At 65.1% G+C, this 13,839-nt stretch carries 11 protein-coding genes, 1 pseudogene and 1 riboswitch; of the genes and pseudogenes, 6 read left to right on the forward strand and 6 right to left on the reverse strand.

What is annotated here, in order from left to right:
• The first annotated feature begins 70 nt into the window (after positions 1-70).
• Positions 71-150: riboswitch (SAM riboswitch) on the forward strand.
• 94 nt (positions 151-244) lie between these two features.
• Both metX and metW read left to right on the forward strand, forming a co-directional pair.
• Positions 245-1,447: a homoserine O-acetyltransferase MetX gene (gene metX, locus I6F20_RS27055; RefSeq protein WP_035996975.1), complete on the forward strand. Its 1,203-nt coding sequence runs from the start codon at positions 245-247 to the stop codon at positions 1,445-1,447.
• 2 nt (positions 1,448-1,449) lie between these two features.
• Positions 1,450-2,112, forward strand: a complete 663-nt coding sequence (gene metW / locus I6F20_RS27060; protein WP_035996939.1) for a methionine biosynthesis protein MetW — start codon at positions 1,450-1,452, stop codon at positions 2,110-2,112.
• Positions 2,113-2,224: 112 nt separating this feature from the next.
• Here metW and I6F20_RS27065 read toward each other — a convergent pair whose 3' ends face one another.
• Entirely contained in the window at positions 2,225-3,088 is an 864-nt protein-coding gene (locus I6F20_RS27065; RefSeq protein WP_225128581.1) for an alpha/beta fold hydrolase, read from the reverse strand.
• Positions 3,089-3,301: 213 nt separating this feature from the next.
• On the opposite strand from I6F20_RS27065, the gene I6F20_RS27070 reads away from it, so the two are divergent.
• Entirely contained in the window at positions 3,302-3,955 is a 654-nt protein-coding gene (locus I6F20_RS27070; protein ID WP_109142255.1) for a TIGR02594 family protein, read from the forward strand.
• Positions 3,956-4,070: 115 nt separating this feature from the next.
• Here I6F20_RS27070 and I6F20_RS27075 read toward each other — a convergent pair whose 3' ends face one another.
• On the reverse strand, positions 4,071-4,859 hold the full coding sequence (locus I6F20_RS27075; protein WP_057028370.1) for an MOSC domain-containing protein: 789 nt from the start codon (positions 4,857-4,859) through the stop codon (positions 4,071-4,073).
• A 239-nt stretch (positions 4,860-5,098) separates the two neighbouring features.
• Between I6F20_RS27075 and clpB the strand changes: the two genes are divergently transcribed.
• Complete coding sequence (gene clpB / locus I6F20_RS27080) at positions 5,099-7,738, forward strand: ATP-dependent chaperone ClpB (RefSeq protein ID WP_225128582.1); 2,640 nt, start codon at positions 5,099-5,101, stop codon at positions 7,736-7,738.
• Between the two features lie 41 nt (positions 7,739-7,779).
• Here clpB and I6F20_RS27085 read toward each other — a convergent pair whose 3' ends face one another.
• Positions 7,780-8,199, reverse strand: coding sequence for a nuclear transport factor 2 family protein (locus tag I6F20_RS27085; protein ID WP_225128583.1), 420 nt, complete (start codon positions 8,197-8,199; stop codon positions 7,780-7,782).
• A 576-nt stretch (positions 8,200-8,775) separates the two neighbouring features.
• Here I6F20_RS27085 and I6F20_RS27090 point away from each other — a divergent pair.
• Both I6F20_RS27090 and I6F20_RS27095 read left to right on the forward strand, forming a co-directional pair.
• Positions 8,776-9,066 carry a helix-turn-helix transcriptional regulator gene (locus I6F20_RS27090; protein ID WP_225128593.1) on the forward strand — a complete coding sequence of 97 codons (291 nt, stop codon included), beginning with the start codon at positions 8,776-8,778 and terminating at the stop codon, positions 9,064-9,066.
• Positions 9,065-9,209, forward strand: a pseudogene (locus tag I6F20_RS27095) (AAA family ATPase); the annotation flags it as partial. The gene I6F20_RS27090 and the pseudogene I6F20_RS27095, both read left to right, overlap by 2 nt.
• A gap of 59 nt (positions 9,210-9,268) precedes the next feature.
• Here the strand turns inward: I6F20_RS27095 and I6F20_RS27100 are convergent.
• The 3 genes from I6F20_RS27100 to I6F20_RS27110 all read right to left on the reverse strand — a co-directional run bounded on the left by I6F20_RS27100 (position 9,269) and on the right by I6F20_RS27110 (position 13,452).
• A complete protein-coding gene (locus I6F20_RS27100) occupies positions 9,269-9,532 on the reverse strand; it encodes a hypothetical protein (RefSeq protein ID WP_035996955.1) in 264 nt (87 codons plus the stop codon).
• A gap of 82 nt (positions 9,533-9,614) precedes the next feature.
• Positions 9,615-11,234, reverse strand: a complete 1,620-nt coding sequence (locus tag I6F20_RS27105; RefSeq protein ID WP_225128584.1) for a Vgb family protein — start codon at positions 11,232-11,234, stop codon at positions 9,615-9,617.
• 154 nt (positions 11,235-11,388) lie between these two features.
• Entirely contained in the window at positions 11,389-13,452 is a 2,064-nt protein-coding gene (locus I6F20_RS27110) for a M23 family metallopeptidase (RefSeq protein WP_225128585.1), read from the reverse strand.
• Positions 13,453-13,839 lie beyond the last annotated feature (387 nt).

A 13,839-nucleotide genomic window follows, 5' to 3' on the forward strand; every position in this document is an offset into this window, starting at 1 on the left:
CGTCGCGGCAGAGGCGAATTGGGCCGATCCGGGCCGCGACTTGACGAAAACCGCCCAAGACGGTAGCTTTTGCCCGTTCCGTGGTCATTTGAGCCGGCCGGCTTGCAGCCACGTTAAAAAACTCGCTAAACAGGCCGGGGACGCTTCCGATCCCGGCCGAACCTATCGTTCAGGCCGGGTTTTTCATGGCCTGATGTCAGCGGCGCGGTCGAGCAGCCAGTCGCAAACGAGGTCGATGTCCGAGATGGGTAGCGTCAAGTCGATACCGAGTCCTGCGATCAGCGCCGATGAGCGATCGCACGAGGTGGATCATCCAAGCTCGCTGGTTGCGCATTTCGGCACCGAGCAGCCGCTGCGGCTCGATTGCGGCGTCGATCTCACCCCGTTCCAGATCGCCTACCAGACCTATGGCGAGCTCAATGCCGATCGCTCCAATGCGGTGCTGATCTGCCATGCGCTGACCGGCGACCAGCATGTCGCCAACGTACATCCCGTCACCGGCAAGCCGGGCTGGTGGGAGACGCTGGTCGGTCCCGGCCGACCCATCGATCCCAAGCACTACTTCATCATCTGCTCCAACGTGATCGGCGGCTGTATGGGCTCGACCGGGCCGGCGTCGATCAATCCGGCCACCGGCAAGGTCTGGGGCCTGGACTTCCCCGTCATCACCATTCCGGACATGGTGCGCGCGCAGGCGATGCTGATCGACCGGCTCGGCATCGACACGCTGTTTGCCGTCGTCGGCGGCTCGATGGGCGGCATGCAGGTGCTGCAATGGACCGCCGCCTATCCTAGCCGCGTGTACTCCGCGCTGGCGATCGCCTGCGCGACGCGGCACTCGGCGCAGAACATCGCCTTCCACGAGCTCGGCCGCCAGGCCGTGATGGCCGACCCCGACTGGCATGGCGGCGGCTATGCCGATCGCGGCATCCATCCGCATCGCGGGCTCGCGGTGGCGCGGATGGCGGCGCACATCACCTATCTCTCGGACGCGGCGCTGCACCGCAAGTTCGGCCGGCGCATGCAGGACCGCGAGCTGCCGACCTTCTCGTTCGACGCCGATTTCCAGGTCGAATCCTATCTGCGTTACCAGGGCTCGTCCTTCGTCGAGCGCTTCGACGCCAATTCCTATCTCTACCTGACGCGGGCGATGGACTATTTCGACATCGCCGCCGACCATGGCGGCGTGCTGGCCAAGGCCTTCGCCGACATCAAGACGCGCTTCTGCGTGGTCTCCTTCACCAGCGACTGGCTGTTTCCGACCTCGGAATCGCGCGCGCTGGTGCACGCGCTGAACGCTTCGAGCGCGCGCGTGTCATTCGCCGAGATCGAGACCGATCGCGGCCACGACGCCTTCCTGCTCGACGTGCCCGAATTCTTCGACATCTCCCGCGCCTTCCTGCAATCGGCTGGCAAGGCGCGCGGGCTCAACCTCGAGGACCGTTAGCGATGTCCGTGCAGGAAGTGCTGCCGCTGGACGGCGTTGCCGCCAGGCCGTCCGGTGATTATCGCGCCGATCATCGGCTGGTCGCCGAGATGGTCAAGCCGGGCTCGAAGGTGCTCGACGTCGGCTGCGGCGACGGCGATCTGCTTCAGCTGCTGGAGACCCGCGGCATCGACGGCCGCGGCATCGAATTGTCGCGCGAGGGCGTCAACCGCTGCGTCGCCAAGGGGCTCGCGGTGGTGCAGGGCGATGCCGACACCGATCTCGTCAATTATCCCGACGATGCCTTCGACTACGTGATCCTGTCGCAGACGCTGCAGGCGACGCGGCAGCCGAAGGTCGTGCTGGAGAACCTGCTGCGCATCGGCCGCCGCGCCATCGTCTCGTTCCCGAATTTCGGCTTCTGGAAGATGCGGCTCCAGCTCCTGATCGGCGGCCACATGCCGCGCACCGAGAATCTGCCGGCGACCTGGTACGACACCGCCAACATCCATTTCTGCACCATCAAGGATTTCGTGCAGCTCTGCGACGAGATCAACGTCAAGATGGAGCGCTCGGTCGCGCTCGATCTCTACGGCCGCCCGGTGCCGTTGAACTTGCCCTGGTGGGTGTGGAACATGTTCGGCGAGCAGGCGGTGTTCTTGCTGAGCCGCGGCGGGGGGAAGTAGTTTCTCTCCGTCATTCCGGGGCGATGCGAAGCATCGAGCCCGGAATCCATCGCGCCACAGCGTTTGCGGCCCGATGGATTCCGGGCCTGCGCCTTCGGCGCATCCCGGAATGCTAGTGGGAAACCAGCGACCGCGGGTCCCGCACCGGCCAACGTCCTGCTTCCACCAGCGTCACGAACCGCTCGACACTCTCGTTGAACAGCGCGGGCTCCTCCAGGTTCAGCACGTGGCCGGACTTCGGAAACATCGCGAGCCCCGCCGCGGGCAGGTGCTTCTTCAGGAACAGGCTGGCGCCCACGCAAGGCTCGTCCTCGTCGCCGCAGATGATCAGCGCGGGTGTTGCCGCGCCTCTGATCGCGTCCGTCATCGTGTAGATCGAGGGACGGCCGCCCTGGAATCCGCGCATGGTGCGCGCCGATCCCTTGGCATCGTGCCGCGCCAGTGCGGCGTAGAAATCGGCATGCCCGCGTGGATCCTTCACCAGGAACGGAATCCGGCTCGGCGCCTCGCGCGTGACTTTCGCGACCTCCACCGATCCCAGCGTCTCGAACTGCTCGGCATTGGCGCGGCACTGCGTGCGCCAGGTCTCCAGGTTCTCGAGCTCCGAGCCGGAGCCGACGCCGGCCAGCGTCATCGACAGTGCGCGCTGCGGCGCGTTCAACCCGATCTGCAACGAGGAATAGGCGCCCATCGAAAGACCGACGAGATGCGCGCGCTCGATGCCGAGATGATCGAGCACCGCAAGCCCATCGGTGTAGAAATGCGTGTAGGTGTAGACCTCGCCGTCAGGCACGTCCGACGGCGTGTAGCCGCGCGCCGAATAGGTGATGCAGCGATGGCCACGCGAGAAGTAGCGCATCTGCGGCTCCCAATTGGTGTAGTCGGCCGCGAACTCGTGCAGAAAAAGTATCGGCGTTCCCTGGCCCGCCTCCTCGAAATAGATGCGGACGCCGTCCCTGGTCGTGGCGTGGGGCATTAACCGTTTCCCTCTGTTTCAAGCCGTGTTCGAGGATCGCAGTTAATTCTGTTGTCGGCAATGCGGCAGCAGCGCCGAGCACAAACACAAAATCATTGCAGCCATTCGCGGGCGTTGCGTCTTTTTCTCGCCACATCGGGCGGCTTAACGGCCAAACGGATGTCGGCCATTGCACGGGCCGGCGGGAAGTGGGGGTGTCAAGAAGGATGAAGAATGTTCGAGTTGTTTGCGTCTCGCCTGTCGCGTTGTGTTGTCGCGCTGGCGCTGTTCTTCGCGGCGTTCGCCGTGTTCGTTTCTCCGGCCTCGGCACGGCCGTATCATCGTCATAGCGCAGAGCGGCACGGTTACGTGCATCACGCCAGACATCATCACCACCGTCACTATCGCCATCATGCCCGCAGTTCGCGCTTCGAGCGCAGCGCGGCGCAATTGCAGGCAAGCGGCTTCGCCGACACCCAGGCGAGCTATGATCCGAATGCCAATGCCAGCGGTGCCGGCATGAACGGAGGCTTCAGCGGAGGATCGGGTCTCGTCTCCGAGGCGCGCCGCCATATCGGCGGCAATCCGACCGGGCGCGGCCGCCTGTGGTGCGCGCGCTTCATGAACATGGTGCTGGAGCATACCGGCCATCGGGGCACCGGCTCCGACATGGCGAGCTCGTTCGCGCGCTACGGCACGCGCATCTCCGGACCGCAGGTCGGTGCCATCGCCGTGATGTCGCGCGGCCGCCGCGGCGGTCATGTCGGCATCATCACCGGCATCGACGCGCAGGGTAATCCGATCATGATCTCCGGCAACAACGGCAACCGAGTCCGCGAAGCCCCGGTCTCGCGCGGCAAGATCTATGCGTATGTGATGCCGAACTGAGCCTCGTCATTGCGAGGAGCGCTTGCGACGAAGCAATCCAGACTGTTTCCGCAGATGCATTCCTGGATTGCTTCGCTGCGCTCGCAATGACGGAGTATGTTGAGACGGAGTTAGCTCACAGCAGCTTCGGCTCTTCCACCGCCACCACATCGCCGACGCCGACGTCACCGTCGGCGATCACCTCGGCATAGATGCCGCAGTCCATATGGCCGAGATGGCGCGAGAGCGTGGGCGGGATTTCGAGATCGCGCTTGGCGGTCTCGGGGTCGACATTGGTGGCCGGGCAGCGGACGATGCGCTTGATCACCTTCAGTCTGGCCTGCCCGATCGCGAGCGTCTGGCCGACGAGGTCGAGCTCCGACCAGGCCGGCCAGCCTTTCACGTAGAGATTGGCGCGGAAGCGCAGCGGATGCACGGCGACGCCGCCGAGCATGGTCTCGATGGCGCGGACGCTGTCGAGATTGATGATGGAGACGACCTTGCGGGCGACGTCGGAGAAGCTGTGGTCGCGGCCGGAGAGAATTTTGGGCGGGCCCTTCAACTCGGGCTGAAAGTTCTCCGTGAAATAGGCCTCGATGGCGGCGCGCCCGGCGGCGGTCTCGAGATCGCCGCTGGCGACGATCTGGCCGTCCTTGCGGATGGTCAGCACATTGGTTTCGTCGTCGAACCGGCTGTCGAGCTCGGCCAGCCGCTCATTGCGCGCCAGCATCAGGAACTGGATTTTCGGCTTCCATTCGGGCGCCTCGGGGTCGAACCCGCTCGGGCCGTTCTCGATGGCGTAGCGGCGGTCGGCCGGCAGGGTCTGGCCGACCCGCAAAGGAACGTGCGACAGGCGCTCCGGCGTCAGGCCCTTGATCGGGTAGCGGTAGAGGCCGGTGATCTCGGCGGTATGGCTGACTGTCATGCCGCTACTTAAGGGATTCGGCCCGCCACCGCCAAGCCCGCCCGTCCGCGCACGAAATTGTGAAGTAGCCTCTTTCGCATCCGCAACCTGCTTCCCACATCTGGCCCAGGCCGGCGGCAACGCCGGCAAAAGACGACCGTTACCGGTTGAGAAACGTCAATGCGGTAATCGGAAACCCAATGAAGATGCCGTTTGGGGTGCCTTAGAGGACCCCGAGGGCAGGCCGAGGGACAGAAAAGATGAATATCGAGAAGTATACCGAACGCTCCAGGGGCTTCATCCAGTCCGCGCAGTCGCTCGCCATGCGCGAGGGGCACCAGCAGTTCTCAACCCTGCATGTGCTGAAGGTCCTCTTGGACGACAATGAGGGGCTCGCGGCCGGTCTGATCGACCGCGCTGGCGGCAATTCCCGCGCAATCCTGAAGGCGACCGAGGACGCCCTCAACAAGGTGCCGAAGGTCTCCGGCGGCGGTGCCGGGCAGATCTATCTCGCGCCCGAGCTGGCCCGCACTTTCGATGCGGCCGAAAAGGCCGGCGAGAAGGCCGGCGACAGCTTCGTCACGGTCGAACGGCTTTTGCTCGGGCTCACGCTGGAGAAGACCAGCGAGGCCGGCACCATCCTGAGCAAAGGCGGCGTCACGCCGCAAAACCTCAACGCGGCGATCGAGGCGCTGCGCAAGGGCCGCACGGCCGACAGTGCGACCGCTGAGAACGCTTATGATGCCCTGAAGAAGTATGCCCGCGACCTCACCCAGGCCGCGCGCGACGGCAAGCTCGATCCGGTCATCGGCCGCGACGAGGAGATCCGCCGCACGATTCAAGTGCTCTCGCGTCGGACCAAGAACAATCCCGTCCTGATCGGCGAGCCCGGCGTCGGCAAGACCGCCATCGCCGAAGGCCTCGCGCTGCGCATCGTCAACGGCGACGTGCCGGAGAGCCTCAAGGACAAGAAGCTGCTCTCGCTCGACCTCGGTGCATTGATCGCCGGCGCGAAATACCGCGGCGAGTTCGAGGAGCGGCTGAAGGCCGTGCTGCAGGAAGTGACCGGCAGCGAGGGCACCTTCATCCTGTTCATCGACGAGATGCACACGCTGATCGGCGCCGGCAAGGGCGACGGCGCGATGGACGCCTCCAACCTGCTCAAGCCGGCGCTCGCGCGCGGCGAGCTGCACTGCATCGGCGCGACCACGCTCGACGAATATCAGAAGCACGTCGAGAAGGACGCCGCGCTGGCCCGGCGTTTCCAGCCGATCTTCGTCAGCGAGCCCTCGGTCGAGGACACCATCTCGATCCTGCGCGGCTTGAAGGACAAGTATGAGCAGCATCACGGCGTGCGGATCACCGATTCCGCGCTTGTTGCGGCGACGACGCTGTCCAACCGCTACATCACCGACCGCTTCCTGCCTGACAAGGCGATCGACCTCATGGACGAGGCCGCGGCGCGGCTGAAGATGCAGGTCGATTCCAAGCCGGAAGAGCTGGATTCGCTCGACCGCGAGATCATCCGGCTCAAGATCGAGCAGGAGGCGCTGAAGAAGGAAAGCGATGTCGGCTCCAAGTCCCGGCTCCAGACCCTGGAGAAGGACCTGGCCGAGCTCGAGGAGAAGTCGGCGGCGCTGACGGCGCGCTGGAGCGCGGAGAAGAACAAGCTCTCCGACGCCCAGAAGCTGAAGGCCGAGCTCGACGGCTTGCGTGTCGAGCTCGCCAATGCGCAGCGGCGCGGCGAATTCCAGAAGGCCGGCGAGCTGGCCTATGGACGGATCCCGCAGCTCGAGAAGCAGCTTGCCGATATCGAAGCCAAGGAGAACTCGGGCGAGATGATGGAGGAGGCGGTCACCGCCAACCACATCGCGCAGGTGGTCTCGCGCTGGACCGGCGTGCCCGTCGACAAGATGCTGGAAGGCGAGAAGGAGAAGCTCCTGAAGATGGAGGAGCAGCTCGGCAAGCGCGTCGTCGGCCAGGCCGAGGCCGTGCGTGCGGTCGCAACCGCCGTGCGCCGCTCGCGTGCCGGCTTGCAGGACCCGAACCGCCCCACCGGCTCGTTCATGTTCTTAGGGCCGACCGGCGTCGGCAAGACCGAGCTGACCAAGGCTCTCGCGGAGTACCTGTTCAACGACGAGACCGCGATGGTCCGCCTCGACATGTCCGAATACATGGAGAAGCACTCGGTCTCGCGGCTGATCGGCGCGCCTCCGGGCTATGTCGGCTATGACGAGGGCGGCGCGCTCACCGAGGCGGTGCGGCGCCGACCCTACCAGGTGGTGCTGTTCGACGAGATCGAGAAGGCGCATCCTGATGTCTTCAACGTGCTGCTGCAGGTGCTCGACGACGGCCGCCTGACCGATGGCCAGGGCCGCACCGTCGACTTCCGCAACACGCTGATCATCATGACCTCGAACCTTGGTTCGGAATATCTGGTGAACCAGCCGGAGGGCGAGGACACCTCGGCCGTGCGCGAGCAGGTGATGGGAATGGTGCGGGCGCACTTCCGCCCCGAATTCCTCAACCGCGTCGACGAGATCATCCTGTTCCACCGGCTGCAGCGCAGCGAGATGGGCCGCATCGTCGAGATCCAGTTCGCGCGGCTGCAGAAGCTCCTGACCGATCGCAAGATCGTGCTGACGCTCGATGCCGCGGGCCGCGACTGGCTCGCTGCCAAGGGCTGGGATCCCGCCTACGGCGCAAGGCCCTTGAAGCGGGTGATCCAGCGCTACCTCCAGGACCCGCTCGCCGAGATGATCCTCGCCGGCGACGTCAGGGACGGCGACAATGTCGCGATCTCGTCCGAAGGCAATGTGCTGACCTTCAACGGCAAGGCGCCGCAGACCGCCGAGATCACCCAGTTCGAGGCGCCGGTGGCGAAGCGGAAGCTGAACTGATGAAATACACGCCCTCCGCGCCAACCTCGCGGAGGGCGTTTTCAATCCGCTAAAAACGCGTCCACCACTGCCTGATCGCGGTCGTAGACCCAGCATTCGCTCAGCAGGCCTTCACGCACGGCATAGACCAGCAACCGTTCCAGTTCAGCCGTGCGACCGTCCCGGCTGAATGATTCCCGTGCGAGAATGGCGCCGCGCCGCGGCCCGGCCATGACGTCATCGATGGCGAGCAGTTTTCGGTTGGAGCGGCGTGCGACCTCGGCCAGAATGGCAAGCGCGGCCGCCTTGCCGTGGTGAGTGCCGGCGAGCGGGTTATGGCCGGCATAGTGCAGCATGAATTCATCGTGGTAGCAGGCGGCGATCGCGGCGCGGTCACCGGCCTGCCAGGCGGTCGCGTAGCGCGTGACGGCGGCGCGGATCGCGGCGATTGGTGCGGCGTCATCTACCAGAACTCTGTCCATCGATATGATCTCCCGGGTCATCGGCAGCGCTGTGCCGGTGCGCTATGATGAGGCATGACCTCGCCTTCCGGCTTTCAGGAACTGGCTATCAGCACGCCGCCCAGCGGCGGACCAAAGAGGGCGCGGATGCTCGATTGGGACGCGCGGGTGCTCTATCTCGGTCCAGCCTTCGGTCTGACGCCCCACCGCAATGCCACCGGCGTGCTGGCCGTCGCGCTCGACGGGGCGATAGGCGTAGCTAACGATCCGAGGGCGCGCTCACCGTCTTATCGCGAGACCCGCAGCGTGCTGATCATGCCCAACAGTCTGCACCATCTCCGCATCGATGCTGGACGGATGGCCTTCCTCTATGTCGATCCCCTCGGCCGCGATATCGAGGCGCTTCGCTCACGAATGAAGGAGGTCGGATCGAGGGCCGCGTTCGACATGATCGACGAGAGGTCGGTCGTCGCGCTGTTCGGCGCCATCGCGGAGCGACGCCTCGCATCTGAGGACGCGCAGCAAGCAGCCCGCGATATGCTTGGGATCGGATCAAGTCCGCAGCCAGATGCAAGAATTGCCGCCGCCATCGAGCGGATGCGCGAGCAGCCCAGCGGTTCGCACACCCTTGCTGAACTCGGCCGCAGGGCCGGACTTTCGTCCTCGCGCTTCCTGCATCTTTTCAAGGACGTCACGGGTGTGCCGCTCCGCCGCTACCGGATCTGGTCCCGGATCGGCGCTGCCGCGCGGGCGGTCGCACAAGGCCAATCGCTGACCGAGGCCGCGCATGACGCGGGCTTTTCCAGCTCCGCGCATTTCAGCACGGCCTTCCGCGACATGTTCGGTATGATGCCGTCGGAATTGTTCGCACGGGTGCGTGCGGGTTAACGTCTTCAACGTGCTGTTGCAGGCGCTCGGCGACGGCCCGCTGGCCGAGGGCCAGGGCCGTACCGTCGATTCCGCGACATGCTGATCATCATGGCCTCGAACCTCGGTCCGAGTATCTCGTGAACCAGCCGGAGGGTGAGGATCTGAAATGAAAGCCGCCCCGGAGGGTCACCTCTCCGGGGCGTCCTGTTTTGCTGTCTGGCTAGTTGCCAGGGGCCGAGGCGGAGCGCGGCTCGACGCCGTCCTCCTCGTCCTCCTCCAGCTCCGACAAAATATCCACCAGCTCGCGCACCCGGCCCTGCGCCAGCGGGCGCAGATCGTTGATCATCGGCTCATCGTTGGCGAGCCAGGCCTGGGCCTCAGCAAGCTCCTCAGCGGTCGCGCCGGTCCCGATGATCTGGGCAATGGTGACGTCATCGGCGCGGTCCACGGCCTTGACGACATCGTCGCGTGAGAGGCGCGTCATGAGCGATCCTCCTGCTGGCTTCCGTCAGCGTCTAACCGGGGAACCGGCGTGACGGTTCCCGCCAGTCCCGTGCACGTAGCTCCTACTTCTTCACCACCTTGTAGATCGCATTCTCGACATCCGAGCTGACGTAGATCGCGCCCGTCGCGCCGACTGCGACGCCGGTGGGGATATGCGTCGGCAAGCCGCCGGGGGCGCCGGTCAGGCCGATCGGGAGATTGGCTGCGATCTCGGTGACCTTGCCGGATTCCGGCATGATCTCGATCAGCCGCTTGGCGCCGACTTCGGCGACGATCAGCTTGCCGTCGCCGGTGCGCGCGATGCCTTCTGGCATCTTCAGATCCTTGGCGATCACGGTCTTTTCGCCGGTGCTGTTGATTTTGGAGATGATGCCAGCAAAAGCCTCGGTGACGTAAACCTCGTCGCCGGCCCCGCGGACGAGACCCATCGGACCCTCGAGCGCGCCGATCAGCGTGGTGCGATCCTTGCCGTGCTCGCCGCTCACCTTGACCAGCGACTTGGTGCCGAGCTCGGCTACCAGGATGCTGCCGTCCGCGAGCACGACCGCGTCATGCGGCGCCTTGAAGTCGTGCAGCATGTCGCGCGTCGCGCCGGTCTTGCCGTCGATCACCTGCACGGTGCCGGTGAACCAGCTCGACAGGACCACGTCGTTGCCCTTCGCCGTCGCGCTCATCGGATATTCGAGCGTCGTGCCAGCGGCGTGCATGCGCGCCTTTTCGGTGACCTCGCCGGTCACGCCGTCCACCGTGCGATAGGCGAACAGGTCGGCGACGTGGATCGTGTCCTTGCCGTTCTCCGAGGTGACGCCGATGCCGCCGGGCAAAGCGAGCTTGCCGATGATGATCTGCTTGGCATGACCGGTCGCGGGATCGACCTCCTGGATGCCGTTGTCGGCCATGTTGGAGACGTAGATGCGGTCCTTGTCGTCGATGACGAGATTGTCCAGCGACGGCTTCAGCTGCGCGACCATGGTCTTGGCGCCCGATTTGGGATCGACCCGGACGAGCTGGCCGAGCGCGGTGTCGATCACGACGAGATTGCCCTTGGAATCGAAGTTCACGGCGGCCGGGATCTTGAAGCCGTCGGTGACGACACTCAGCTCGGCCTTGTCGACGTCGACCCTTGCGACCTGGCCCTTGAACCACAGCGGACCATAGAGCTTGTCGTCGGGACCGAACTCGAAGCCGTTGAGGCCGCCCATCTTCTCCATGATCTGGCGGGGCGGTTTGACGCCCTCGACGTCGATCTCGTAGAGCGCATCGCCGAGGAAAACGGTGGTGGCGTAGAGCCTGCCGTCCTTGCGGAAGGCGAGCGAGTTGATGCCGGGCAGGCCGCTCGCGAGCTTCTTGATCGGACCGTCGCCCTTGCGCGCATAGAGATCGCCGGCGAGGAAGCCGGTCCAGGCCATGGTGCCGTCGGGTGCGAACGCAATGTCGTCGGCCATCCCCACCGGTGCCGGGATCGCGACCTTGGCGCTGCCGCCGGCAATGTCGACCTCGTAGAGCGCAGCGCCCGCGACGCTGCCGGCAAACAAATGGCCGGCCTTGTCGACACCGAGCCCGTGCACACCATGTAATGCCGAGCCCGGCACGAGTCTCGTGACCTCCCAGCTGTCGGCCGATGCGCTCGTTGTGGCGAACAGCGCAGCAATCAGGGCTGCGCAGGCGAGCCTGTTTCTCATGGCGTGACCTCCCATTTTTTGGAAAGTATTCGCCCGTCCTGCGGCTTTGGCAAACAAAACTTGACGTTGTGTCGCCGCGAAGCGGCCTCGCTGCGTAGCGTGCTCGTTTGAAATTCTGTTTGAAAACGCCGGCCGATATCGGCGCGTTGCCGGCTTACCGGTTGGTGACCTGCAGCGGCCCGCCGGTGGCGTCCGACATCCGGGCGATGGCGCCGCCGCGGCCGCTCATCATGCCGTCGAGCCGGTCGCGCTCCTTCTCGAAGCTTGCCAGCATCGGGCCCTCCAGCGAACGGCCGCGCGGCAGCTTCACGCGCATCGGATCGACGAAGCGGCCGTTGACGAGGATCTCGTAGTGGACGTGCGGGCCGGTCGACAGGCCGGAGGAGCCGACGAAACCGATCACCTGGCCCTGCCGCACCTTCTTGCCGGGCTCCATGCCCTTGGCGAAGGCCGACATGTGGCCGTAGGCGGTCTCGTAGCCGTTGGAATGCTTGATGCGGATGTACTTGCCATAGCCGCCCTCGGGGCCGGCCTTCTCGATCATGCCGTTGCCGGAGGCGAAGATCGGCGTGCCGTAGGAGGTGGACCAGTCGACGCCGGTATGCATCTTCACGTAGCCGAGGATCGGGTGGCGGCGGCCGCCGAAGCCGGAGCGCATGATGGCGTTGTTGACGGGCTTTCTGACCAGGAACTTCTTCGCGCTCTTGCCGGTCTCGTCGTAATAGTCGACGAGGCCGTCGTCGGGGCTCTGGTAGCGGTAGTATTTCTTGGTCTCGCCGCCGACGGTGAGCGAGGCGAACAGCACCTCGTTCTTCTCGGTCGCGGTCACGCCCTCGTCCTCGCCCGCGTAGAACACGTCGAATGAATCTCCGGGCTGCACCTTGCGCTGGAAATCGACGTCGTAGGAGTAGATCTTGATCATGTCCTCGATGACGGGCATCGGGACCTTGTTGCGGATCGCGGTCTCGTAGATGCTCTGGTAGAGCCGCACGCCGGAGCCGTCATCGTCATCCTCGTCGTCGCTGCTGGCGTTGGCCGCAGTATCGGCGACGGTATTCATGCTGGAGACGTCGACGGCGACGTATTTGCCGAGATCGGACAGCGCCGCGATCGCTTCCACCATCGTGTCGTTTGCAACCACGACGCGATAGGGCTGCAGGCGGGCGCCGGGGCTTGCGGGCGCCATCAGGATGCGGAGCTTCTCGCCTTCCTTCAGGCCGCCGTCGCGGCCGCGCGGTCCGAGCGTCGCGGTGATCGCCTTGATCTCGTCGGCATTGGCGCCGAGATCGCGCAGCACGCCGGCGACGCTGTCGCCCTTCTTGACCATGTGGACGCGTTCGCCGTTGGGATTGCCGCCGGTGATCTGCTCCTTGGTCTTGGGCAGCAGCGTGACGTTCTCCGGCACCACGCGCGTTTCGAAGCCGGCATAGGGATCGGACGGCGAGGCCTCGGCGGCGTAGGCGGTTCTCATGTCGGAAGGACCGGTCGCGCCGGAGATGTCGGCAGCCGTGTTGGCGAGCGAGGCGTAGCGCACCCCGCCATTGCCGCGCCAATTGGCGGCATCGCGCACCCGCATCAGGATGTCGTCGAGTGCCACCACCGCGGAAATCTTGGCCTTCGGCAGCACCGGCGACAGGTCCTTGGTGACGAAGGACACTTCCGCGTCGGGCTCGACGGCTTCGGGATTGTTGGGATCGTCGGACGCCGTCTTCGGGTCGGAGCCGACATCGGTCAGCAGGCGCTGGGCGTTGAACGGCGGGATCTTCGCCGACAGATCGCTCGTCGTCATCGACAGATTGCCGGCGATCCGCACGAACGGACGCACCCGCATCACGTCACGGTTGCCGACGCGGGCAACCGTCGAGACGCGCATCACGTTGCGCGAGGCGGTGGATTCGCTCGGCGGCGGCAGGCGATCGCTCTTGTGCAGCGTGGCGGCACGATCGGCGGCGCCGAATGCTCCGCGCAGCGCGCCTTCGACCCGCTCCGGCACCTTGGCGAAGGTCATCTCGCCGTCGAGCGAAGCGAAAACGGCGCCGCCGATCAGGGCTGCGCCGCAGAGTCCGGTCAAAATTGTCCCGCTGAACCATTGCACCGAGACGCGGCGGCGGTCGATCACCGCGGCTTCAGAACCATCGACGGACAGCGGCGGCTCGTGGCCGAGATCGATGATCCCGGTCTCACGCCCGTAAGTGCCGCGTGACGTCCTGTGGTTCAACCCAAGTCCCCCAACTCAACGACCCAAGATGCCCGGTTTCGAACCTGTCCCAGGCTGCCCTCTTGAACGGGGATCGCCGGAGCAGGCAAGCCGCACAACTGTCCGCGCCCAGAAAGCCCCTTGATGGGGCCGGCCGAAATTACGAACAGCTGGACGGGTAAAGCTCTCTCGATGTCTTTCGAATGCCGAAGGAAGGTCGCGTCATTTGCAACATCGCCTTCCTCTGACCCCATGAAAATCGCCGGCAGCCCCCACAGGCGTCCCCGCGATTCAAGCTTGTCTCTTATCAGAACGCCGCGGGATTGTGGCTCAAGTACGGCGCCAAATATGGAAAAAGTTTCCTAAATGCCGAGCCGTAAAGGCCCCCGTCAGATCACGGGCTGAGCT

It is taken from the genome of Bradyrhizobium sp. IC3123, from assembly GCF_020193625.1.
Classification (GTDB): Bacteria; Pseudomonadota; Alphaproteobacteria; order Rhizobiales; family Xanthobacteraceae; genus Bradyrhizobium; species Bradyrhizobium yuanmingense.